Source organism: Chitinophaga sp. (assembly GCF_035538455.1).
Classification (GTDB): Bacteria; Bacteroidota; Bacteroidia; order Chitinophagales; family Chitinophagaceae; genus Chitinophaga.
The window spans coordinates 18,965-42,005 of sequence record NZ_DATLKJ010000016.1 but is presented as its reverse complement, the minus strand read 5'-3'; the positions used below and the strand labels follow the sequence as shown (position 1 = coordinate 42,005).

The 23,041-nt window shown below is 42.8% G+C and carries 21 protein-coding genes, 1 tRNA gene and 1 pseudogene; 20 read left to right on the top strand and 3 right to left on the bottom strand.

Going from position 1 to position 23,041, the window contains the following annotated elements:
- The 17 genes and pseudogenes from VM802_RS01500 to VM802_RS01420 form a co-directional block, all read left to right on the top strand.
- A pseudogene (locus VM802_RS01500) lies at window positions 1-374 on the top strand (zinc dependent phospholipase C family protein); the annotation flags it as partial.
- 192 nt (window positions 375-566) lie between these two features.
- Window positions 567-1,637 (top strand): 3-phosphoserine/phosphohydroxythreonine transaminase, encoded by a 1,071-nt coding sequence (gene serC / locus VM802_RS01495; RefSeq protein ID WP_325527218.1) that lies wholly within the window; start codon window positions 567-569, stop codon window positions 1,635-1,637.
- A 135-nt stretch (window positions 1,638-1,772) separates the two neighbouring features.
- Window positions 1,773-3,017, top strand: a complete 1,245-nt coding sequence (locus tag VM802_RS01490; protein ID WP_325527216.1) for a DUF1015 domain-containing protein — start codon at window positions 1,773-1,775, stop codon at window positions 3,015-3,017.
- Between the two features lie 247 nt (window positions 3,018-3,264).
- Window positions 3,265-4,332 (top strand): tetratricopeptide repeat protein, encoded by a 1,068-nt coding sequence (locus tag VM802_RS01485; protein ID WP_325527214.1) that lies wholly within the window; start codon window positions 3,265-3,267, stop codon window positions 4,330-4,332.
- Window positions 4,333-4,405: 73 nt separating this feature from the next.
- Window positions 4,406-6,061 carry a phenylacetic acid degradation protein PaaN gene (gene paaN, locus VM802_RS01480; RefSeq protein ID WP_325527212.1) on the top strand — a complete coding sequence of 552 codons (1,656 nt, stop codon included), beginning with the start codon at window positions 4,406-4,408 and terminating at the stop codon, window positions 6,059-6,061.
- 69 nt (window positions 6,062-6,130) lie between these two features.
- The gene (locus VM802_RS01475) at window positions 6,131-6,799 is read left to right on the top strand and encodes a YceI family protein (protein ID WP_325527210.1); all 669 of its coding nucleotides are present in this window, start codon (window positions 6,131-6,133) and stop codon (window positions 6,797-6,799) included.
- A gap of 84 nt (window positions 6,800-6,883) precedes the next feature.
- Window positions 6,884-7,171: a 2TM domain-containing protein gene (locus VM802_RS01470; RefSeq protein ID WP_325527208.1), complete on the top strand. Its 288-nt coding sequence runs from the start codon at window positions 6,884-6,886 to the stop codon at window positions 7,169-7,171.
- Window positions 7,172-7,195: 24 nt separating this feature from the next.
- Window positions 7,196-9,010 carry an AMP-dependent synthetase/ligase gene (locus VM802_RS01465; RefSeq protein ID WP_325527206.1) on the top strand — a complete coding sequence of 605 codons (1,815 nt, stop codon included), beginning with the start codon at window positions 7,196-7,198 and terminating at the stop codon, window positions 9,008-9,010.
- 62 nt (window positions 9,011-9,072) lie between these two features.
- Window positions 9,073-9,144: transfer RNA gene (locus VM802_RS01460), tRNA-Arg, on the top strand.
- A gap of 192 nt (window positions 9,145-9,336) precedes the next feature.
- The gene (locus VM802_RS01455; protein WP_325527204.1) at window positions 9,337-10,671 is read left to right on the top strand and encodes a site-specific integrase; all 1,335 of its coding nucleotides are present in this window, start codon (window positions 9,337-9,339) and stop codon (window positions 10,669-10,671) included.
- Window positions 10,672-10,719: 48 nt separating this feature from the next.
- Window positions 10,720-11,520, top strand: a complete 801-nt coding sequence (locus VM802_RS01450; protein WP_325527202.1) for a hypothetical protein — start codon at window positions 10,720-10,722, stop codon at window positions 11,518-11,520.
- 84 nt (window positions 11,521-11,604) lie between these two features.
- Window positions 11,605-11,919 carry a helix-turn-helix domain-containing protein gene (locus VM802_RS01445; protein WP_325527200.1) on the top strand — a complete coding sequence of 105 codons (315 nt, stop codon included), beginning with the start codon at window positions 11,605-11,607 and terminating at the stop codon, window positions 11,917-11,919.
- Window positions 11,906-13,519, top strand: a complete 1,614-nt coding sequence (locus tag VM802_RS01440) for a DNA primase family protein (protein ID WP_325527198.1) — start codon at window positions 11,906-11,908, stop codon at window positions 13,517-13,519. Before VM802_RS01445 ends, VM802_RS01440 begins: the two co-directional genes overlap by 14 nt.
- Before the next feature lie 66 nt (window positions 13,520-13,585).
- Window positions 13,586-14,893 (top strand): DUF6371 domain-containing protein, encoded by a 1,308-nt coding sequence (locus VM802_RS01435; RefSeq protein ID WP_325527196.1) that lies wholly within the window; start codon window positions 13,586-13,588, stop codon window positions 14,891-14,893.
- A 107-nt stretch (window positions 14,894-15,000) separates the two neighbouring features.
- Window positions 15,001-15,591, top strand: coding sequence for a hypothetical protein (locus VM802_RS01430; RefSeq protein ID WP_325527194.1), 591 nt, complete (start codon window positions 15,001-15,003; stop codon window positions 15,589-15,591).
- Between the two features lie 251 nt (window positions 15,592-15,842).
- Window positions 15,843-17,237, top strand: a complete 1,395-nt coding sequence (locus tag VM802_RS01425; protein WP_325527192.1) for a hypothetical protein — start codon at window positions 15,843-15,845, stop codon at window positions 17,235-17,237.
- Window positions 17,238-17,271: 34 nt separating this feature from the next.
- On the top strand, window positions 17,272-17,751 hold the full coding sequence (locus tag VM802_RS01420; RefSeq protein WP_325527190.1) for a hypothetical protein: 480 nt from the start codon (window positions 17,272-17,274) through the stop codon (window positions 17,749-17,751).
- A 605-nt stretch (window positions 17,752-18,356) separates the two neighbouring features.
- On the opposite strand, the gene VM802_RS01415 is transcribed toward VM802_RS01420, so the two are convergent.
- The 3 genes from VM802_RS01415 to VM802_RS01405 all read right to left on the bottom strand — a co-directional run bounded on the left by VM802_RS01415 (window position 18,357) and on the right by VM802_RS01405 (window position 20,906).
- Window positions 18,357-18,845 carry a hypothetical protein gene (locus VM802_RS01415; protein WP_325527188.1) on the bottom strand — a complete coding sequence of 163 codons (489 nt, stop codon included), beginning with the start codon at window positions 18,843-18,845 and terminating at the stop codon, window positions 18,357-18,359.
- Window positions 18,846-18,882: 37 nt separating this feature from the next.
- Window positions 18,883-20,394 (bottom strand): hypothetical protein, encoded by a 1,512-nt coding sequence (locus VM802_RS01410; protein ID WP_325527186.1) that lies wholly within the window; start codon window positions 20,392-20,394, stop codon window positions 18,883-18,885.
- A 272-nt stretch (window positions 20,395-20,666) separates the two neighbouring features.
- Window positions 20,667-20,906, bottom strand: coding sequence for a helix-turn-helix domain-containing protein (locus VM802_RS01405; protein ID WP_325527184.1), 240 nt, complete (start codon window positions 20,904-20,906; stop codon window positions 20,667-20,669).
- A 653-nt stretch (window positions 20,907-21,559) separates the two neighbouring features.
- On the opposite strand from VM802_RS01405, the gene VM802_RS01400 reads away from it, so the two are divergent.
- The 3 genes from VM802_RS01400 (at window position 21,560) to VM802_RS32280 (ending at window position 22,972) form a co-directional block, all read left to right on the top strand.
- Window positions 21,560-21,856 carry a hypothetical protein gene (locus VM802_RS01400; protein ID WP_325527182.1) on the top strand — a complete coding sequence of 99 codons (297 nt, stop codon included), beginning with the start codon at window positions 21,560-21,562 and terminating at the stop codon, window positions 21,854-21,856.
- Window positions 21,857-22,449: 593 nt separating this feature from the next.
- A complete protein-coding gene (locus VM802_RS01395; protein WP_325527180.1) occupies window positions 22,450-22,677 on the top strand; it encodes a DUF433 domain-containing protein in 228 nt (75 codons plus the stop codon).
- A gap of 52 nt (window positions 22,678-22,729) precedes the next feature.
- On the top strand, window positions 22,730-22,972 hold the full coding sequence (locus tag VM802_RS32280) for a DUF5615 family PIN-like protein (protein ID WP_414647024.1): 243 nt from the start codon (window positions 22,730-22,732) through the stop codon (window positions 22,970-22,972).
- Window positions 22,973-23,041: the final 69 nt, after the last annotated feature.

Genomic DNA, 23,041 nt, shown 5'->3' with positions numbered 1-23,041 from the left:
ACAGTTACTTCTGGCACATCGTTACCGGCAGTGGTCTTGCGGCAGATACGGTACTAAAAACGGAAAAAGCGCTGAGCGGCCACACCCCGCCATCCTTGCGCTATGCTTACGAAAACCGCAACGGTAAGCTGGTGAGAACATATTCAGATGCCTATACCAGGGCATACCACGCCGCTATGGGTGATATGGTAGAGAGACGAATGAAGAATGCCATTGAAGCAGTAGCGGCCTGCTGGTATACAGCCTGGGTCAATGCAGGGCAACCATCGTTACAATCGTTGGTTAATACAACGCCCTCTGACAACGCATTACAGGAGTTCCGTCAGCTGCAGCAGCGATGGTTACAGGGGAGAATACTGGGCAGAGACGAGTAAACAGCTCAAAATATTTATGACAATACTTAATAATTAGAAAAGAAATTTTATCTTTGCCAGTACCATCTTTTAGCCTATCCTACACCACGCGCCTTACAGGTTTTAAAACACCCGTGCCGTTTTTTTCCGTTTCCTTAGAAAAACCAAAACAAAGTGGAAAGATCAAAAAATGAATTTAATCTAGATCGCAACATGAAGGTGCATAACTTTAACGCTGGTCCTTCTATACTACCTAACGAGGTATTGTACAAAGCCAGCAAGGCCCTGATCGATTTCGAAGGTTCGGGGATGTCTATACTGGAAATAGGTCACAGAACAGAACCGTTCATTGCGGTAATGGAAGAGGCCCGCAGCCTGGTGAGGGAATTGATGCAGCTTGATGATGACTTTGAAGTTTTGTATTTACATGGAGGTGCCACCACACAGTTTATGCAGGTGCCGATGAATCTGCTGGAGAACAGTGAAACAGCAGCATATGTAGATACGGGCGTATGGTCCAACAAGGCCATCAAAGAAGCTAAATTGTTTGGTTTTGTAGACGTGGTTGCCAGCTCCAAAGAAAGTAACTACAATCATATCCCCAAACAGTTCACCATTCCTCCGCAGGCCAGTTACCTGCATATAACCACCAACAATACTATCTACGGTACACAGTGGCATATGACCCCTGTTACAGATGTACCGCTGGTGGCAGATATGAGCAGTGATATCCTGAGCCGTACCATGGATTTTAACAAGTACTCGCTGATTTACGCAGGAGTGCAGAAAAATATGGGCGCAGCAGGTGCTACGCTGGTAGCTGTCCGCAAGAGTATACTGGGTAAGGTAAGCCGTAAAATACCGTCGATTCTCGATTACAAGAATCATATTGAGAATGGCTCCATGCTCAATACCCCTCCCGTATTTGCAGTATATATCTCCATGCTCACTCTCCGCTGGCTGAAAGAACAGGGAGGCGTAGCTGCCATTGAGAAGATCAATGACAAGAAAGCTGCCCTGCTGTATGATGAGATAGATCACAATCCACTGTTCCGTGGTACTGTTGTGAAGGAAGACCGCAGCAAGATGAATGCATGCTTCATCATGGATAAGCCTGAAATGGAAGAAGAATTCCTGAAATTCTGCAAAAAGGAAGATATCGTAGGCATCAAAGGCCACCGCTTATCCGGAGGCTTCCGTGTGTCTATGTACAACGCCCTGCCTCTTGAGAGCGTAGAAGTAATGGTGGAAGCCATGAAATATTTCTCCCTGAAGAAAGCATAATAAAAATATCCGGGTATTTGTTTATTTGCCTGTCTCTGCATTTTTTGTTCATGAAGTTTTTCTTACGAAGTAAAAATGCAGGATAAGCAAATAAACAAATACTTATTTTTACCCCTCACCCACATTACTTAACCAATGGCAATCATCAGACCTTTCAAAGGATTAAGGCCTAAAGAAGAACTCGCTGCTCAGGTAGCATCACGGCCTTACGACGTTTTAAGCTCCGCTGAAGCAAAAACAGCGGCATCCGGTAACCCCCACTCGTATTATCATGTATCCAAATCTGAAATCGATCTGCCGGAAGACACCGATATCCACAGTCAACAGGTATATGATACAGCTGCCGCCAACCTGCAGCAATTTGTAAAAGACGGCGTTCTGTTCCAGGACGACCAGCCTTCCTACTACATCTATAAGCTGGTGATGAACGGCCGCTCACAAACCGGCCTGGTATGCGGTTCATCTGTAGAAGACTACAATAACGGCATCATCAAGAAGCACGAATTTACGCGCCCGGACAAAGAGCTGGATCGCATCAATCACATTAAAACCACGAAAGCACAAACTGGTAATGTGTTCCTGGCTTACAATGACGTGCCTGAAGTAAATGCGTTGATCGACCACTGGCAGTCAGCCCACAAACCAACATACGACTTTACCGCCGAAGACGGCATCCAACATACTATCTGGGTAGTTAATACACCTGCAGCGGTACAGGAAATCACCACCCTGTTCGCTGAAAAAGTGCCTTGCACCTACATTGCAGACGGACATCACCGTGCCGCCTCTGCAAGCCTTGTTCAGAAAGAGTTTAAAGAAAATGGCAAGATCGGCGCTGTAGAAGATCCTGTAAACTATTTCCTCACTACCATCTTCCCCGCAAGCCAGCTGGCCATACTGGATTACAACCGACTGGTAAAAGACCTCAATGGCCTGAGCAAAGCGGAGTTGTTATCCAGACTGGACTATGACTTTACCGTTGAGGAAATCGGTCATCAGCTGCAGCAGCCCTCCATGCTCCACGAATTCAGCATGTACCTCGAGGGCTCCTGGTATCGCCTGGTAGCCAAAGAAGGCACTTACACCACAGATCCTATTGGTATCCTGGATGTAACAATCCTCTCCAATAATGTGCTGGACAAACACCTTGGTATCAAAGACCAACGCACCGACAAACGCATTGACTTTGTAGGCGGCATCCGTGGCCTGCAGGAGCTGGTGAAACGCGTAGACAGTGGTGAAATGAAAGTGGCCTTTGCACTTTATCCCGTGACCATACAGCAATTGTTCGACATCGCCGACAGTGGCAATGTAATGCCGCCGAAGAGCACCTGGTTTGAACCCAAACTGCGTGACGGCCTTATCACACATGTAATTTAATCTTATATAATTAGCTCTCCTTCCGTCAGCAACGGAAGGAGAGCCATCTCCCGAAATCCGCCCCAGTCAATATCTCCCGTTATCTCCATCCCGCTCTTCACCCGCACACAAATTCACTAATAACATAATATAAAAAAATACCTTATTCTACCTGATACTGCTGATGATTGAACAGTGGCACATTACCCCATTTTCCTTACTTTTACAAGAAACGACAGATTCAGGAATGCATATGAGGTCATCTTTATTGAAATTAGTTTTTGTTACCGGGGTTTTGTTTTCACAGACACTAGTAGCACAGGATGCGAAAGATCTTTACAATACAGCTACCAACTTCATGCGCAGTGGAGATTACTCCAATGCAGTGCTGGTATTGAACCAGGCGTTGCAGCTGGACCCGGACAACTTTGAATACAGGAAGCAGCTGGGTTTCACCTTTTATCTCAAAGGAGACCTCATTAAAGCCAAAAGCATCATAGAACCTTTACTGGGCCGCAAAGAAGCGGATGTGCAGGTATACCAGATCGCCGGTAATATTTACCAGGGACGTGATGAATGGAAAACTGCACAGCGCATGTATGAAAAAGCGCTGAAGAAATTCCCCAACAGCGGTGAACTGTATAACGACAACGGCAACCTGCTGATGAATTTCAAAATGTTTGATGGCGCGTTACTGAGTTATCTGCGGGGCATTGAAAATGACCCCGGATTCCCAGGCAATTATTACAATGCTACCAAAACATACAGTTACAGCAACAACCCGATATGGTGTATATTATATGGCGAGACCTTCATGAACATGGAGAGCTTTACCACCCGTACTGCCGAAGTAAGGAATATTGTGCTGGAAGCATATAAAAAGCTGTTCAACGATCCAACCCTCTTCGACAGCATGGTGCCTGAAGAAAGCGGTAAGAAGAGCAGGAAAGGCAAAGGAGAGAACAGCGAATTTGTGCAGGCCTACAAACAATGCCTTGGCAAGCAGCTGAGCGTTGTTACCGGCGGCGTTGATCCTGATGCGCTGGTTATGGCCCGTACCCGTTTCATTCTTGACTGGTATAATTTTTACGCGATGAAATTCCCATATGCCCTGTTTGATTTTCAGCGAAGAATGTTGCGCGAGGGTATGTTTGAATCATATAACCAATGGCTCTTCGGACCGGCTTCAAGTCAGGCCGGATACAAATCCTGGATAGCACTGCACAAACAGGAATATGACGCTTTCCAGCAATTCCAGCGGAACAATCCGCTGAAACCGAGACCAGACGAGTATTATAACGACGGGAAGTTTACATTGATCAATTCAGGATATTAGTAAGTAACCATGTAATACAGATCCTCTGCTGACCTGTATTACATTTTCCACGTGTCAATCTCAAACTCTGCATATGCTTGTTACTAAACACCAAAACACTATCGAAGGCGCAGTAAAAGCCAACCACGAAAGAACTTTCTTTTCGCACTATCCGGAGCACCCCAAAGCATACGGAGATGAAGCCCACGCAAAAGGTGTCCAGAGCTATCAGCAGCTGCTCAACAAACCATTCAAACAATTGCTGCAGACCGGTGAAACCGGCTGGGTAGGCGAGGAAGTATCGCCCTACACCCAGGAAGTGCTCGGTGTAACTTACCCTGTATTTCCTGTAAATGATCTGGTAACACAGGCCGTAGCAGCCGGCAAATCCTGGGGCAAGACGCCTGTAAAGGAAAGAGCCGCCGTGCTAACAGAAACACTTGAACGGGTTAAAGATTATTTTTTTGATATTGCCAATGCTACCATGCATACTACGGGGCAGAGCTTCATGATGAGCTTCCAGGCATCGGGCCCACATGCCAACGACCGCGCCCTTGAAGCTATTGCCACAGGCTATCATGAGCTGCAACGGTATCCTTCACAGCTGCTCTGGGAAAAGCCGATGGGCAAATTCAGCATCAAGCTGGAGAAGAACTTCAAGGCTATTCCCAAGGGCGTAGGCCTGGTAATAGGTTGCTCCACCTTCCCGGTATGGAACACGCTCCCAGGCATATATGCAGACCTGATCACCGGCAACCCGGTTATTGTAAAACCGCATCCGAAAGCCATACTGCCTATTGCCATTGTGGTAAGCGCTATACAGCATGTATTGCAGGAAAACGGCTACGATCCGCATATCTGCCAGCTTGCAGCCGACAGCTCAGAGAAGCTGATCACCAAAAAGCTTTCTGAGCATCCTGATGTAAGGCTGATCGATTATACCGGCGGCAGCACATTCGGTAACTACGTAGAGTCACTTCCCGGCAAAACTGTATTCACAGAAAAAGCGGGCGTAAACTCCGTAATACTGGACAGCGTAAAGGATATTGACGCCGTAATACAGAACCTCGCCTTCTCCGTGAGCCTGTACTCTGGTCAGATGTGCACCGCGCCACAGAACTTTTTCATTCCTGAAAGCGGGTTGACTACACCTGATGGTAATATCCCGTTCAACGATGTAGTGACCAAATTTAAAGATGCTATTGTAGCGTTGGTGAACAATCCTAAAATGGGAGCAGGTACCCTGGGCGCCGTGCAGAATGAAAACACACTGACAAGAGCCAAAGATGCGCTGCAGCTGGGCGGCAAGGTGATACTGCCAGGAACGGCCGTTATCAATGAAGAATTCAGCCATGCCCGTGTATGGGCACCTACTGTGCTGGAAGTGAGCAGTGCCGACAATAACATCTACGAACAGGAATTATTTGGCCCCATTGTGCTGATCATCAAAACAAAAGATACCCAGCACAGCATACAGCTGGCTAAACAAATGGCGCAGAAACATGGTGCCATCACTTGTGCGGCCTACACCATACATCCTGAAATAAAGGAGATGATAACAGATGAGATGAACAGCGTTTTCACACCTGTTTCCTTTAATCTCACGGGCTTCATTTGGGTAAACCAGCATGCCGCCTTCTCCGATTTCCATGTTACGGGAGGAAATCCGGCAGGTAATGCCAGCTTTACCAACCAGGAATTTATTGTGAAACGATTTGTTTGGGTAGGCAACAGAGAACTGGCAGAATAGTACCTTTGTAACAGCGCCATCAGTATGCTGGCGGCGCTGTTACAGCATAAAAAGCGGGGAGTTATGAGCATGAGAAAAATTATAAGCGCACTGACAGTAGTCATCTGCACGACGGTAGCCTGCGAACAGGCGCCGAAGGCAGATAAGGCGAAGGTCACTGAAGCCCAGACTGTACAGGTGGGCACAGGTAACGCATACCTCGCAGATACCGCCACCAGTGTGGTTGAATGGGTAGGCACCAAGCCTACCGGCAAACATCATGGGACGCTTAAACTCGCCGGAGGAGCCATCTACGTAAAAGATGACACCACCATCACCGGAGGACAGCTGACCATCAATATGCATAGCCTGCGTAACATAGACCTTGCTGCTGATACCTCCATGCAACATAAGCTGGAGAATGAATTGAAAGGCAGTCTCTTCTTTGATGTGAACCAATTCCCTTCCGCCACCTTCGAAATAACCAGTGTAAAGCCTTTCCGCCCCTCCGTAGGTGAGGATGTGGAACTGAAAGATGCCACTCATACCATATTGGGCAATCTCTCCATCAAAGGTGTTACCAAAAACATTTCCTTCCCCGCAAAAATCACCATAGATCCCCATAAAGTAACGGCAATAGCCAGCTTCAATATAGACCGCACGTTATGGGGCATCAACTATCGCGCTGATAAATCCCTGCAGGACAAACTGATTAATTCACTGGTAAATATCTCCCTGCATATTACCGCCACACGTTGATATCCTGTTAAAGTTTTTTTATGGCTGAAGCCAATAAAAAACTTTAAATTGGGTATAACCTCTATTATGTAAAAACTGATTATCATGGAAACGACTCACGAAAGGGACGAGCGTCTCTGGCGTATTGCAAAAGCCAGGGCCGGATTCAAATCCCATCTTATCATTTACCTCATCATAAATGCAGGTTTATGGGTGGTATGGTTCCTTACAGACCGGGACTTTTCTTCCGGCGTACCGTGGCCTGTATGGCCTGCGCTGGGTTGGGGTATTGCGCTGGCATTCCAGTATTTTAATGCCTTCCACAGAGACGCATACGGTGATACACTGAAAGAATATGAGAAACTAAGAGAGCAACGAGACACGCACATTTAAAGCCAAAACAAAATATACAGCATAATGGAGCAACCGCAGCGATTATTTGATGTAATTCCCTACCAACTCGAAAAATATCCAAAAGCAGACATGCTTGCGGCCAAAGAGAACGGTCAATGGCGCAAGTACAGCACCCAGGAAGTAGCGGATCTGACACTAAGGCTCAGTTCCGGATTAATGCAACTGGGTGTAAAAACCGGCATCACTGATCACGAAACGAAAGATAAAATCGCCATCATCTCCCCCAACCGGCCGGAATGGATTATTACCGATATCGCCTGTCAGCAGCTGGGGGCCGTGTTAACACCCATCTACCCTACTATTAGTTTGCCCGAGCTTGAATTTGTATTAAACAATGCAGAAGCTTGTATGCTGTTTGTTGGCAATAAAGAACTGTTTGATAAAGTAATGGAGATGCGCGACAAACTGCCATCCATCAGAGAGATATTCACATTCGATAAAGTGGAAGGAGCACGCCACTGGAAAGAAGTGATAGAACTGGCCCGTGAAGAAGACTTTCCAAAGATCGACGCCATCCGCAAAAACATTTCCCCTGAAGAACTGGCTACCATCCTGTACACATCAGGTACCACCGGCACTCCCAAAGGTGTGATGCTCACCCATAACAACATCATGAGCAACGTACAGGCATGCACACCCTGCCTGCCCGTAAACAAGGACGCCAGGGCGTTGAGTTTCCTGCCACTGAATCACATCTTTGAGCGCATGGTCACTTACCTGTTCATGACCGCCGGCGTGCCCATCTATTATGCTGAAAGCACGGATACCATCGCCGCCAATCTCAAGGAAGTGAAGCCCACCATCTTCACCACCGTACCGCGGCTGCTGGAAAAAGTATACGAAAAGATCATGTCAACAGGTCTTGAACTGAAAGGTATCAAACGGGTGCTTTTCTTCTGGGCAGTGAACCTCGGCAAGAAATACGAGATAAACCATGATATGGGCTTCTGGTACAACATTCAGCTGAAACTGGCTAACAAACTGATATTCAGCAAATGGAGAGCAGCCCTCGGCGGTAACATACAGGCCATCGTCAATGGTGCTGCGGCCTGCCAGGTGCGCCTGCTCCGCATCTTCACCTCTGCCGGCATCCCCATCGTGGAAGGTTACGGCCTCACCGAAACCTCCCCCGTAATCAGCGTAAACCGCTATGAAGTGGAAGACCGTATGTTCGGTACTGTTGGTCCTGTTATCAGCAATGTACAGGTGAAAATAGCCGAAGACGGTGAAATCCTCTGCAAAGGACCCAACGTGACCATGGGCTACTACAAACGTCCGGACCTTACCACCGAAGCTATCACTGATGGATGGTTTCATACTGGCGACGTAGGCATCCTCATAGACAATAAATTCCTGAAGATCACCGACCGCAAAAAAGAGCTGTTCAAAACCTCCGGCGGTAAATTCGTAGCGCCACAGCCTATCGAAAATAAGTTCAAGGAATCACCCTTCATTGAGCAGATCATGGTAGTAGGTGAAGACCGCAAATTTGCTGCAGCCCTCATCGTACCCTCCTTCAGCAATCTGACCAGCTGGTGCCAGAAACGTAGCATCCCCTACACCACCAATGAGGAAATGATCCGGAACCCGGAAATAGTGGACCTCTTCAAACAAGCTATGGATAAATACAACCAGTTCTTTAACCACGTGGAGCAAATCAAGAAATTTGTATTACTCCCAAAAGAATGGACTGTAGACGGCGGCGAACTTACCCCCACACTGAAGGTGAAGCGCAAGGTGGTGCTGGAAAAGTACAAGCAGGAAATCGACAGTATTTATGCTCCGGCTTCCGGAAAAGTTGATATAGAAAGTCTTTAAATATTAATTTAAAACCCTTACTTTTGCAACCCCGATCACCCCGGAAGGGTAATCGGACTACCGGCCCGGTAGTTCAATGGATAGAATAGAAGTTTCCTAAACTTTAGATACAAGTTCGATTCTTGTCCGGGCTACGAAAACGTTTATTCGCCCAATTTCAGCTTCACTGGAATTGGGCGTTTTTCATTTACTGACGTGGGTTTCAGAAGAAAGAGGGAGAAAGGGAAGTAAAGAGGAATTAACCCATCGTGTACCCCAGCGTATACCCCAAAGCAACACTTGGGGTACACAGAAAAATGATTTGTTAACCGTTAAAGTCCTACCCCATGGAAATTAAATTGTATCTCAAAAGACCAGAGGCCACCACACCCACAGGCATCTTTGCCCGTATTACATACGAACACGGGAGATTTAAATATTACTTACCTGAAAAAATCAATCCGGCATACTGGAATCCCAAAACACACCGCACCGTTAAATCAAAGGATTTCCCGGAATTTTCCGAGTTTAATGATAGGCTTGACAACATAGAGAAGATTATCAAGAATACCCGCCGGAAATTCATGAATGATAATGATAACACTCCGCCCTCCCCTCCCGTATTTAGAGATTTGCTGGATACTGCACTGGGACGGAAAGAGATAAAGAAAGCCGAAACGTTCTTTTCATACTTTGAGGATTTTAATAACAGGTCAGAGAAAGGTGAGCGTATAAGCCCCAAAACAAAGCGGAGAACATCTCCTAATACCAATAAAGGGTACGTGACAACATTGAATCATCTTAAAGATTTTCAGGCCACCTATAAACGGAAAATTGATTTCGACAATATCGATGTAAAATTTCATAGTGATTATGTTTCTTATCTTACCTCTACGGTAAAGCTGGGAATTAATACTATCGGAGATCATATCAAACGAATCATTACAATAATGGCTGAAGCCAAGAGCCGGGGTATTCCTGTATGTAATGATTTTGAAACCGACTATTTTTTCAAGCCACAAGAGGAAACTGACAGCATTTATCTGAATGAGCAGGAGCTGAAGCTGATCGAACAACTGGACCTTTCCAATGATCTGAAGCTTGACAGGACAAGGGATTTATTTTTGATCGGCTGTTATACTGGTTTAAGGTATTCTGATTACTCTATATTAAGCCCTGAACATATAAAAGGCGGCTATATTGAAATCCGACAAACGAAGACCACAGGGAAAGTAGTTATACCGGTACACCCGGTTATTCAGGGCATACTGAATAAATATAACGAGGAACTGCCAAGAGTGATTAGCAATCAGAAGATGAACGATTATCTGAAGGATATAGGGAAGAAAGTAAAAGAGTTGCATGTATCAATAACGATCTCTTACACTAAAGGCGGTGAAAGGAAAACCGAGACACAACCTAAATTCACACTTATTAGCACGCATACAGCACGCCGGAGCTTTGCTACCAATGAGTACCTTGCCGGAACCCCGGTAGTTACGATCATGGCTATTACCGGCCATAAGACAGAGAAAGCGTTTCTACGATATATCAAGCTCACACCTGCTGAACATGCGAAGTTGTTAAAGCAGCACTGGGAAACAAGACAAGCTGAACAAAATCAATTAAATAAGATAAAACCCGGCTTAGAATTACTAAAAAATTTAGTAATTTCACAGTGACAATTTTATTTGTCTTGTTGAATGTTAACCCTTAAAATAATATTTAATATGCATTTTGGAGAGTTTAGACAATTTAGAGATCCTCACGAGAATGAACCAATATTCAACATCCCCAAAAAGAATATTGGCGTGTTTGAACGATTATTTGATGCATATTTCAGCACGTTGAATTTAGAAATTAAACTGTCTGAATTACCCAACATGGAGGCTGTCAATAAGCAAGCTGAAAAGGTTTTCAATCTAATCGAACGTCAGAGACTATCGTTTCAGATCACTAGAATAAACGAAAAAATTCAGGATTGCAAAGGTCATTTGTATTCCAGGAATAAAGGGATATTTCAACAAACTATCATTGAAGATATTTTAACAGGTAAAGACTATTTTTTATCTGAAAAAAGGGAACTTGTAAAGACCAATCTATATTACTTTATCCGACCTTATTATTATTCCTACTGTGCTGTTGACTTTAAATTACATACAGAACGATGTTTAAAGAAGTTGAAAAGTCTGGCAACCGCCGCCGCTCTCTGTAAAGAATTTAATGATAAACTTATTGAATTACAGGATCAGCAGTTATCACAATCAGAACACAGGCAATTGGCCATTACTAAACTTAAATGGAACGGCAGCGCTGCCGTTCTCGGTTGTATTCTCGATGAGCTTATAGCTAAAGGGTATTTGGAGCGCCCAACATCTTCATATTCCAAAGATGCTGCTATATATCTACAGCTCTTTGAGCTTGAAACCACAAAGGCAACTTTAGCCAAAGAGCTTAGTGACCGCACTAATTCTTTATGTGCTGAAAACCGGTTGAAGTTGTCGTTGCCCAAAATTGAACACCTAAAATAGGCTTTCGAAAGTAATAAGAAACCATTCAGAAAGTAAGCCTGATTAAGTAAGAGGAAATTTGCTAAAACAAATTTAGTTAAGCAAATGGAAAATGTGTTATTATCAGCAATCCCTGTTGAGGAACTCAAAGGAATGATTGCGGAGGCAGTGAACAATGAACTTACAAAGCATCTCAACCCGGTTAATCCGCAGCCTACCGGCAACGAGTTACTAACCCGTAAAGAAGCCGCAAAGATTTTAGGTATCTCTCTCCCTACCCTATTGGACTTCACGAAATCCGGTAAGATTACAGGCTACCGGATCGGCACACGGGTCCGCTATAAGCGTTCGGAGCTGGAGCAATCGCTGAAACAGATACAGTCAGTAAAAAAGAAAGGAGGTGGTTATGCAGGACAATAACAATACCCTCCTGATAAAACCTGATTTCACAGGGCAAGATCGCTTTTTTGAAGAATCTGGCACACTAACGGTAGAGGCCATACAGAAACATGCTAAGGAGCTGATAAAAGCAAGTCTGCCACTACCGCATGCAGAGATACTCAGTAACCTGTTAGAAAAAATAGGCCCGGTAGACTTCCTGTTGATCGCATACCCACAGACAGCAACACTCCGGGCTGAATTAAAAGAGGCTGAATCCAAGCTCATTAACGAAGACGGCTCATTTAAAGATGATCCGGCATTACGGGAGAAAACGAAATCCATAGCCGGCCAGATAGAAAAACATAAGATCCGGCTTCCTCAGTACCTCATCATCTGTATTGAGGAAGTATTGAGACTGGCAAAGGCTAACAATTGGGGTATCTGCCGGAAGTATGATTTCGTTTACCTGTACAATGGCGCATTCTGGAGTGAATTGAGCAGTGACGAGCTAAGATCATTCTTAGGTGCAGCTGCGGAACGGATGAACATTGACAAGTTCAAAAGCCGCTTTTATGCCTTCCGGGATCATTTATTCAAACAGTTCTTTGCTCTCGCCAATCTGCCTACACCGCCGCAACCACCCAATACAGTATTTATCAACCTACAGAATGGCACTTTTGAGATCGGGCCGGAAGGCACACAGCTACGCACCTTCAGCCGGGATGACTTCATTACTTATCAGCTGCCGTTTGCCTATGATAGAGAAGCACAGGCTCCGTTATTCCGGAAGTACCTGAACAAAGTATTGCCTGATCAGCAACGGCAAAATGTACTGGCCGAATACATGGGCTATGTGTTCATTCATCCTGGCACGCTGAAGCTGGAAAAATCGCTGTTATTGTATGGCTCCGGTGCTAATGGGAAATCCGTATTCTTTGAGATCGTGAACGCCTTATTAGGCCCGGAGAATGTTTGTAGCTACTCTCTACAGAGCCTTACCGATACAACCGGTTATTATCGCGCCAAGCTGGCTAATAAGCTGGTGAACTATGCCAGCGAAATCAACGGTAATCTGGAAGCTGCCATCTTTAAGCAGCTTGCCAGCGGTGAGCCGGTAGAGGCCCGACAACCATACGGCGAGGCATTCAACATGAGCCATTATGCCAAGCTGATGTTCAATTGTAATGAACTGCCCAAAGATGTAGAGCATACAAACGCCTATTTTCGGCGCTTCCTGATCATTCCCTTTGATGTGACAATCCCTGAAGCAGAGCAGGACAAAGAGCTATCTAAAAAGATCTTAGCTAATGAGCTATCCGGTGTGTTCAACTGGATACTGGGGGGATTACACCGACTACTTAAACAAAAGAGGTTTTCAGATTGTGAAGCGGCCCGCCTTCAGGTGGAGCAATACAGAAGGCAGTCGGACAGCATATTCATGTTTATTGAGGATGAAGATTACAGGCCGTCTACAGCAGACAGTAAGGCACTGAAAGAGCTGTTTGTTGAGTATCGCATCTACTGTGCTGACAATGGTTACCGCGCTTGCTCCCTAAAGACTTTCAGCGACAGGCTGCGACAACATGGTTATGAATCGGAGCGGAGATCAAAAGGAATGTTTGTTTACATCGAAAAATAAATGTTTTACCAGAACCTGCATTTCCTTCATATCCTACATGAAGGAAATGCTATACCGGATAGTTTTATGCGTGAATATAGATTTGTGTTGGAACCGGGCAGTAAAAAGCATTACTGCCCCTCATGTGGCAAAAAAACGTTTGTTCGCTTTATTGATACCCATACCGGAGAATACTTACCGGCAGCTTATGGGCGATGCGACAGGGAGGTTAAATGCAGCTATTTCAAATATGTTGATGGCACACTGGCACAGGATAGGGAGGGTGAAACAACCGCCAGTAAAGACCTGTATGGCACACAACCCAAGCGTTCACCAATAATAACACCCGCTTATATTCCCTTTAGTGTACTGAAACAGAGCAGGAAAGCATATGAAGGAAACAAATTTGTTCAATATCTCATCCGGCTTTTCGGAGTTGAAATCACTCAAAACCTTATCAAACATTATCATTTAGGCAGCTCCAACAGTCGCTGGCCGGGAGCTACGATATTCTGGTTTATTGACATTACCGGCAAAGTCCGGGCAGCACAGGTAAAACTATTTGATAATACCGGCCATACCGCTAAGTACTATACAGCGGAAGGAGATAAACGCAGCTGTACAACCTGGTTACACAATATTTTAAAATATACCTGTGATCGTCAGGGAACTGAACCGCCAGATTGGCTTTCATCTTATCTTAAACAAGGTGGAAATTATGCCTGTTGCTTATTTGGCGAACATCTTCTAAGACAGGAACCGACAAAGCCGGTAGCAATAGTAGAGGCCCCGGCGACAGCCATTGTTGCCAGTGTTTATTTACCTGATTTCCTTTGGTTGGCAACGGGTAGTCTGTCTTACCTTACAGCAGAGAGATGCAAGGCATTGGAGGGCCGGCATGTATGCTTATTCCCTGACCTGTCAAACGACGGGAAAGCCTGCAAATCATGGAGCCGTAAAGCGAAAGAAATAGCCGGTATTGCGTCCATAACTGTTTCTGATATATTGGAGGAACATGCCACCAACGAGGAAAGGGTTTCTGGCCTTGATCTCCGGGATTATCTCACCAGATACCCATTCAAAGCATATCATAACAATTGTGATGATGCAAGCAATCAAGCAACAGGCCCCCAGCTTGTTATTAACAATAATACATTTGAGATAAAAGGTATTGTTTCTATTTCCTGTTTAGGAGAAAGGTATAATCATTATCAGTTCGCCTGCATAGCTCTATCTGACAACAGTCATTGTGATGTTTTATTTAATGATTCGGGAGAGCCGGTTAATATAGATGATTCACTTAGTAGAGATATTGCCCAATTCTATAATTATAGTCTCACTATCGGATTACTTAACGGTAGTCAGTGCCTGACGTATTTCAGGAATAAGATGTGACATTATATGACACTATTTCGAGGAAATTCTACGGCAAAAGTGCGGCAAAAATGAAGATTTAACCTTAACATTCCTTAACAATTTCGGTTTCCGTAAAACCAAATACTATGGCTAAAATAGGGACTTACCCAACTACATTCGAACAAAGAAAATCAGTGTCAATCTCCGACCTACGAAAATGGGGCTACCTAAAGCCGGGAAGCTGGCAATCAGGCACGATCACGTGGAGCCGGAACGGCGAAATTACCAGCCAGATAAATATTGCCGTCAATATGCAATCCGACAGGCCTTATCTGGAGCTTTCCTATAACTGGCAGGAGCAAAGTAAACGTTACAAAGTATTCCTGATACCGGCTCCCTCTAATTTGGGGAAAGGCCGGATATGGTTCTTTCACTGCCCCTTCACAAATAAACGTTGCCGGAAACTATATTTCATTGGTGGGCACTTTCAGCACAGAGAGGCAATCAATGGGTATTATGATAAACAGATACAGTCAAAATACTACCGGTATCTTGAAAAGATTTATGGGCCATATTTCAAAAGTGACGATCTTTATTCCGAACTACACTCCCGACATTTTAGAAGATTTTATAAAGGCAAGCCTACCAAGCGATTTGTGAAGATTTGCAGGCAGTTAAAAGCCGCTGAGGGAGTAAATGAAAACGACCTAGTTAATGAGATGACCCGACACAAATAGGTACATTACTAAATTGAAAAAATTGTTCGACCTCATTGCATTTGTAATTTTTAATATATACCTTGGGCTAGCAAATATCGAGATTATCAGCCTTTAGTTATAGTTATCATTTACACAATGAAATAGCCATAGGTATTTCAAATTAAGAACCCATAACTATCAATCAAAACAGAATTATTACCCTTTATACAGAGCTTTAAAATGTCATGATACAATTATTACTCCGTTAATAACCCAAAAACACAATTTTTATGAAGACTTCTATTAAAAGTATTATTCAGAATGCACTAATCTTGTGTGCCGTCTTTCTTGTTAGTTGTCAAAAAAACAATACGACAGAAGAAAATCCTCTCTCAGCTCAGAATTTAAACGAGGTCGTAAAGGCATACTATAGCCAGGAAAATTTCCAAATGATAAAACACAAAGTAAACGACTCCCTATACATAGTTTGGCGTCCACAGTGGAATCAATATTCGTTGCCCCAAACCAATGGACCTCAGATATACTATATTCCATGTGTACCCGTGGTTGCTGGTGGTAGAAATATTGTAAGTAATAATTTGATTATTAATGAAAATAAATACCTCGTTGCCGAAAAGGTTAGTAATGGCTTTAAGTTTTATTTAGCGAGTACAATAAAAAACGGAAAGAATATTGATCAGAGACGAGCATTCAACGGGAACATATTTTATAATAAAATAGGCGAGAATACCGGCTCCTATCAGGAATTTGTTAACGGTATTTCAACACACAGGCAAGGCGCCCAGACGGAAACTTGTTTATACTTTAACTCTTGCACATGGGTGGCCTATTGCAATGGAGTCCAAACGGTTATGTATACACGCGGTGATGGAAGTACAAACAGGTCTATAACATGTGGCATTCCCTTAAGCCTAAGTTGTCCAAGTGCAAATTGGTACAGTGGTTGGACAAGTTGGGAGGTTTATTGTTCACCTGATGATGTTCCGCCCCTTCCTGCGCCATCCGAGCCTAATAATCCTCGAACAGGAGGAGCTGGAGGAGCTGGCAACGGAGCTCTTGGTGATGGTGGAGGTGGCAACTATGTAGTTGACACTATTGGGAAAACCACCACACTGCTTGATCCTTGTTTCATTTGGGCAATAAATGAAATTACAAGTAAAAATCTTAAAAATACAATAACCAATACCTTTAATCAGATATTCGGCGGTGCTGGTGAATTTTCAATTGTCTTTGATCAAGGAGCCTATGGAAGCCAATTTGAGGCAAAGGAACATCCTGAAAGTAATTATTTTATTGACATTGTTTTTAATACGGATCAACTTTCTCATGCCTCAAAAGAGATAATTATTGCGGCAGCACTGCACGAGATGATTCATGGTATTTTCGATGCAAAAAAAGTCAGGGATAGTGACCCCCTGAAATGGGAAGAAGCATTTCAGCATGAGATCATGAGTGCAAGTTACCTAAGCAATATGAGTGAAGCACTGCAAGAAGTATTTCCCAATTTAAGTTATAGTGATGCGGAAGCCTTGGCATGGGGTGGCTTACAAACAACATTAGCATGGAAGGGATTTGCTTTAGCGCATCCAGCAGAAGCTAATGCTATTCTCAACAGAGCAGCCGAATATGATAAAAATCACACAAAGGGAACAAGGTGTCAATAATTTTCTTACATTTCATACATAAATAAGTAATCCAATGAAAAATTTCATTACAATACTTGTTCTATCTCTATCAAGCTCAATGCTGTGTTTTTCTCAAAACATCTCTAATTCGACTAATGCGGAGCTGACAAAAGTACTTCAACACCATGTCAGATTTCCCAGGGAGTTATCTGAGAAAAAGGAAGCCATAGCATTTTCAATTAAACTAACATTCTCCGAAAGTGGTCTCTCTAAGGTTGTAGCATCAAAATTCACTCCTGCGAAGATGATCCCGCAACTAACTGATTTATCAATTTTCCAAAGTGTAAATTGGGAGAAAATATTTAACAGGAAAGTAAAAAATAATGATCAGTTGATTATTCCGATTGTGATTTACAATCCCCAGGAAAACAGTTCCACATTTTACGAATACACACTCGAAGATCTGTTTCAATATCCTGGTGAAAAATCCGATTTTATTAACTGCTTAATTATGCAAACATATTCACTGCACTATAGCCCTGCAAAGATTTAGCAGCTATAGTATCAAGATAAAAAGGATACATTTCTATAAGAATTATACAGGCGGCGAAATCCGCCTGTTTTTTATTTCTCCTTCAGTCGTTTATTTGGTGCATTCCTATACCTGACAAAAGCCAAACGAGTATTAAAGGGTATCACTCCAATTGGGGAAAGATATGCTTCTTTGCAAATAGACGTCGCCGGAGGCTGTATTTCATTGATGGACACTTTCTGTGTAGGGAGGCCATTAATGGACATTATGAAAAACTGGTACATTCTCATCTTGAAAAGATATATAGACTATATTTCAGGAGTAAGGAACTATGATCAGGATTGTATTCCCGGCACTTCAGGAAGTACTATAAGGGGAAGCCAACCAAGCGGTTTTTGAAAATTGCTGCCCAATTAAAAGTAGCCGAAAATGTAAGTAAAAAATATCTTCTCAAAATGCTTTACAAAAAATAATCCCAAAGAGATAGATTCTAATTTCGCTGATTTCGTTAAACACAAGGTCTCCTAAATTGGTGACCTTGTGTTTAACGTATAGCTATTCCGGAAGGTTATTTCGGAATGAGTTACATTCGTGATCTCATTTAGTAACCGTTCTTAAATCGCCACTCACTTGACTGCATCATAATATTGGAGTGATATAGGTTGAAGCAGGTAACAAGAACTTCCGGATTCATTCAATCCAGAATATATAAACAAACTATTCACGTCTTTTTGTGTAAAATTATTTAAGCCGGGAATGTTGTCTCCAGGAGTTATAGTAAGAACTACAATGATCACATTATTCAATACATTTCCTTGTTTTGCGATTTCTGCCCACTGGATCGTCTCATAGTTCTTCTTATCGACAATATGGCTAACTAAGTCAGAAGATGCCAGCTTTGAAGCCGTAACCTGTTCCAATTTACTATTAGTGGATAGTTTAAATCGTAATGAAAAAGTGGTAGATTTCTTTTGTTCTCTAAATTGCTTTGGGTACTCTAAGTTTTTTGAAATCAGCTTAATTAATCTCTGTTCTTCCTTATTGCTTTGGGAGAATGCCTGAATGAAAGTAATCATCAGGAGAAATAAAGGTAAAATGGGTTTAATAGTCTTCATGTAAAAGAATTTATTTAAAAAGTTACAATTAAAAAAATTATCTGCAACGTGTTCCTCTCTGTCCCTTATTTCTGAACTCCTGATTAATGAGTAGATATTTATTTGCCGTACTGCGATCTAATGTTCTCCAAAATAGTCCACTCTCTAGCCCTCCCCAAGCCATAGCATCCGCGTCCTCCTGCCCAAGCGTAGGGAAAATATTTCGTAAGACAGTACTGATTTGGGAAACATACTTCCAAGCCATCAAGTTATGTTGAACATGTTCTGAAAAACTAAGCCGGGGAGCCTGTGCCTCCATCCCCTGTGCGTCATACAATGCATGAATAGCCTCATGTAAAACCGTTGCTACTATAAACTCCTTGGAAGTATTGGGCAGGATTGCGCTATTTAACGTTATTTCTATTTTGTATCGGGTAATAGTTTTCGTTATTCCATCTGTAGCTTCATCAAGAGGGCCATCAAGAAAGGAGATCTCATAATCAGTGGAACTTGCAAATAATTGATTAAAAGTAGTTGCAATACTGTTTTTCACGCCTCCTGTGAGCGCAATATCTAAAGCGGAAGAAATACAAGGGTCTTTTATTTGTGACTTAATTATCTCGGTGACATGCATTGTTCCTGTAGCCCCACCAGTCCCACCAGTTCCACCATCACCAGGAGGAAGCGGCACGGCATTCGGGTCTTTTCCGGGAATGATGCAATTGAATTTCTCGGAATAACTTAACCGCCATACGGCAGTGCGATCATTGTCGCATGCTGACTCCATGGGCTGGGTGCATGGTTCTTTCGGCGCGGCTATAGTCCTCGTTATATTCCATACGCCGTCTCCGCAGGTCGTGGCCCAGAAACACTTTGTAAAACATTCCCCCGCCAAGGGATCGCCGGGTAACATCCCTGGATCGGGATTGAGTTCCCATAAGTTCACTGTATCAAATCCTGGAACAACTTTTGCCTGCGGCGCATAAATTGATTTATTGTTGGCAGCAGGATTGTTTATGCGTCGTCCGTCTTCAAATAACAGCCCCCCAGTTCTAAAGTAGCTGACCTTACTGTACCCATGAGCATCTTCAGCTATTGAATAACCAGTAAAGCCTGCATAGTTAAAGGTCATATCTTGACCGGTACTTCGGTTTCTTATCCTGTACTGGGGAATATAAGTTAACCTTTGAAAAGTGTAGTTGTTAGACTTATCTAATGCTACAACCAAGTATCGCTGGAATCTAATCTGATTAATATGGTCACGCTGATTAGTATTATTCTTATTCCTAAGAGTGGAGCTGAGCGGTACATAGTAAAACGTCGTACCTTCTGCCGATTTCTTCTCAGCGTATTGCTCCCAATTAGGTGACCATACAAGGGATAAGGTATCATTAAAAGGATCTGTCAATTTATCGGACCAGCCAATATTTTGAAACGCTTCCTTCATGTCGGAAATAGTATCTAGTCTATTATCTTGAATTGTGTTCTTCCGACAAGCTAAGGACAGAATCGATGAAATAGTAAAGGGTAACAACGCCTTTTTGAGATAACTAAATAATTTCGGGTTCATAAAAATTGATTTACAATTTCACTTGGTTGGTAGAAATATCAATGTATATAAAAGAGGGCTTTTAATATTCGTAGGCTTGAAGTACAGGTTAACAGGCCAACTAAACAATAAAGCCGGGGTAACATATAAATATTTTTTTCATATTTATTATCTGCTTAAGGTTAAGGAAACACGGATTAACGGTATAGGACACACTCTCAACAAATCACGACATAGTAAATATATTGAAAATTGAAAAACAAAAATATTTTCATATCATCTCGAAAAGATGTTTATAGTGGTTTTTCTGGCCAGAAATCTTTCGGCGAGCATTTAAATATCTTCGCTAGTTCATTAAGATGTCGAACATTATACTTAGTCCTGTACTTTGAACTTTCTACATTTGAAACAAAGCTATCGGCAGCCCCCAGCTGCTGAGATAAAGCAAGCTGCGAAATATTGAGTTCTTTCCTTCTTTCTTTAACCTTCCCTATTACGTACAAATCGATCTCCGTAGCATGTGGCTTACTCATAGTTATTTTTGGGTGTAAGCAACTTGTTAAGTGATAAAATAACAACCTAACATGTTAGGTTAATAGTATTTTTTGTATATTGCAGTCAGAAAATACATGCACCAGTTAGAATGCGTGCAAACTTCATTATATGAGTTAGCTTTGCAGTCTTCATAATTGGTAGACCGCATTGTCATCGTTCTATTCTCTGTGTCTTTGGCGAGGGCAGAGATAGTGAGGCGATGCCTGCACCTTATAGGCGCGGGCACTCGCTTGTTAATGGCCTGCCCTCGCCAAGGACACAGGCACATGACAGGTTGAGTACCGCGCTTTTTTATTTCTACTCACACCGGTTCACTCAGCATTTATTGAAACCATTTTTATCCCTATGCAGGGAACGGTAACCGTCATGTCTATACGGAGCGCCTATCCCTGTTAAACCCAAATAGCCACATGGAAACTTTACAGTCTATTCCTTGTCCAGAAGATACGGTAACCAAAGAAGGACAGACGCCAAGGTCAATAATTTCAAGTCCGGAAATCGCCCTAGGGATAATGATAGGCGTTATGGTATGCTTTGCGCTGGCGCTGGGCATCAGTCTACTTATCATTATCTCACAGGATGCGATAATACATGATCTCTTACTGAATCATTCAAAATAAAATCCAGTACCATGACTACAGAATCACAGGTAACCATACCAAATGATAACATGCTGTTTGCATTACATAACCTCTTTAGTGACCTTCCTGTCGAGTTACGTCAGCGTGTGTGTGCTGAATGCGGGTGGAGTATGCCTACGTTCTACAGGAAAATAAGACCTTATGCTTCTGAAACGAAAAACATTAAGCCCATCAGCAATGCGGAATATGAAAAGGTACTTCAAATCTTTGATGACATGTACCTGGCTATTGGCACTTTCATGGAAAAATTTAGGGCGCATCCAAGCCCAACACTTGACAATAAATAATTATTTGTATCCATAAAAGACTTCCCATTATGATCTGATGCGGAAAATAAATCTCTTGCTTTCCCAAATCGGGAGTTATAAGGCAACTGTGATTTTTCGAATTTTTAAACAGTTCCCCATTGTGAGATGACCTAACCTCCCGGCCTATCTAAGCCAGGAGTATATCAACTTCATCCTGAATAATCCCATAAGAAACTGTTATGCAGATGCCTCAATGGTTATTTGTGTAATATGTAAGATTGGGTAAGTATACTCCCGGTCTCTCTAGGCTGGGAGCTTCGTTTAATGTAGGATATGCAGGAAATGCAAGTTCAAACAAAAAGTTTTTTTTAGCTTAGTTGAAGATAGTCCTTTTCTCTGGTGTACCCCAACGTATACCCCAAGAAATCAGAAAAAATCATAACAACTTACAAATCAATACATTATGAACAAAACAAATATTCTTGTCCGGGCTACATAGGAACAAAGAGTTTTGTAAATTACTACACGACAAGACTCTTTGTTTTTATTTCCGTTGCCTCGCTATCACCTCATCTCCATCATCCCAAAATTCGTAAATTTGAGAGCGTTGCCCACCAAAAATTATAAAGATTATGGATTACACAAAATATATAGAGTCCAATTCGGATATTATGTTAGGTAAGCCCGTGGTGAAAGGTACCAGGATTACTGTAGGGTTGATATTGCAAAGATTATCTGAAGGAGCTACTATACAGGATCTTATTACTGCATATCCCAATCTCACGGAGACCTCCATTAATGCAGCATTAGCGTATGCATCAGATGTTATCTCAAACGAAACAATAATTGCCGTTGCATGATACTGGCAGATGAGAACATCCAGAGTTTTATTATCCAGACCTTGCGGAATTTATGCCTGTTAGTGAATCAGCCAAGAGCATAAAAGATGATCAGGTAATTCAGTTGGCATTACAATATGGTTATTTGTTACTCACTGAGGACAAGGATTTTGGAGAGTGGGTGTTTGCTCATCACGTGAAAGACTTAAGTGTTTTATTCCTACGTTATTCATTCCAGGAGTTTAATGAAATAGCCCATACGGTTGTTCATTTATTGAAGACACAAACTTTGAAGCGACCATTTTTTGCGACGTAATGCTTAGATTTTGATGAGATATATTTTTGTTTACGTGATACTGGTAGAAGAGAACATTCCCTGTTTTAT

Bases quoted from the DNA above. Each gene is read 5' to 3' on its own strand.
- VM802_RS01420 (WP_325527190.1), top strand. From the start codon at position 17,272: ATGAAAAATTTCATTACAATACTTGTTCTATCTCTATCAAGCTCAATG.
- paaN (WP_325527212.1), top strand. From the start codon at position 4,406: ATGCTTGTTACTAAACACCAAAACACTATCGAAGGCGCAGTAAAAGCC.
- VM802_RS01470 (WP_325527208.1), top strand. From the start codon at position 6,884: ATGGAAACGACTCACGAAAGGGACGAGCGTCTCTGGCGTATTGCAAAA.
- VM802_RS01490 (WP_325527216.1), top strand. From the start codon at position 1,773: ATGGCAATCATCAGACCTTTCAAAGGATTAAGGCCTAAAGAAGAACTC.
- VM802_RS01450 (WP_325527202.1), top strand. From the start codon at position 10,720: ATGCATTTTGGAGAGTTTAGACAATTTAGAGATCCTCACGAGAATGAA.
- VM802_RS01425 (WP_325527192.1), top strand. From the start codon at position 15,843: ATGAAGACTTCTATTAAAAGTATTATTCAGAATGCACTAATCTTGTGT.
- VM802_RS32280 (WP_414647024.1), top strand. From the start codon at position 22,730: ATGCCTGTTAGTGAATCAGCCAAGAGCATAAAAGATGATCAGGTAATT.
- VM802_RS01405 (WP_325527184.1), bottom strand. From the start codon at position 20,906: ATGAGTAAGCCACATGCTACGGAGATCGATTTGTACGTAATAGGGAAG.
- VM802_RS01430 (WP_325527194.1), top strand. From the start codon at position 15,001: ATGGCTAAAATAGGGACTTACCCAACTACATTCGAACAAAGAAAATCA.
- serC (WP_325527218.1), top strand. From the start codon at position 567: ATGAAGGTGCATAACTTTAACGCTGGTCCTTCTATACTACCTAACGAG.
- VM802_RS01440 (WP_325527198.1), top strand. From the start codon at position 11,906: ATGCAGGACAATAACAATACCCTCCTGATAAAACCTGATTTCACAGGG.
- VM802_RS01465 (WP_325527206.1), top strand. From the start codon at position 7,196: ATGGAGCAACCGCAGCGATTATTTGATGTAATTCCCTACCAACTCGAA.
- VM802_RS01410 (WP_325527186.1), bottom strand. From the start codon at position 20,394: ATGAACCCGAAATTATTTAGTTATCTCAAAAAGGCGTTGTTACCCTTT.
- VM802_RS01395 (WP_325527180.1), top strand. From the start codon at position 22,450: ATGGATTACACAAAATATATAGAGTCCAATTCGGATATTATGTTAGGT.
- VM802_RS01415 (WP_325527188.1), bottom strand. From the start codon at position 18,845: ATGAAGACTATTAAACCCATTTTACCTTTATTTCTCCTGATGATTACT.
- VM802_RS01400 (WP_325527182.1), top strand. From the start codon at position 21,560: ATGACTACAGAATCACAGGTAACCATACCAAATGATAACATGCTGTTT.
- VM802_RS01475 (WP_325527210.1), top strand. From the start codon at position 6,131: ATGAGAAAAATTATAAGCGCACTGACAGTAGTCATCTGCACGACGGTA.
- VM802_RS01455 (WP_325527204.1), top strand. From the start codon at position 9,337: ATGGAAATTAAATTGTATCTCAAAAGACCAGAGGCCACCACACCCACA.
- VM802_RS01435 (WP_325527196.1), top strand. From the start codon at position 13,586: ATGCGTGAATATAGATTTGTGTTGGAACCGGGCAGTAAAAAGCATTAC.
- VM802_RS01445 (WP_325527200.1), top strand. From the start codon at position 11,605: ATGGAAAATGTGTTATTATCAGCAATCCCTGTTGAGGAACTCAAAGGA.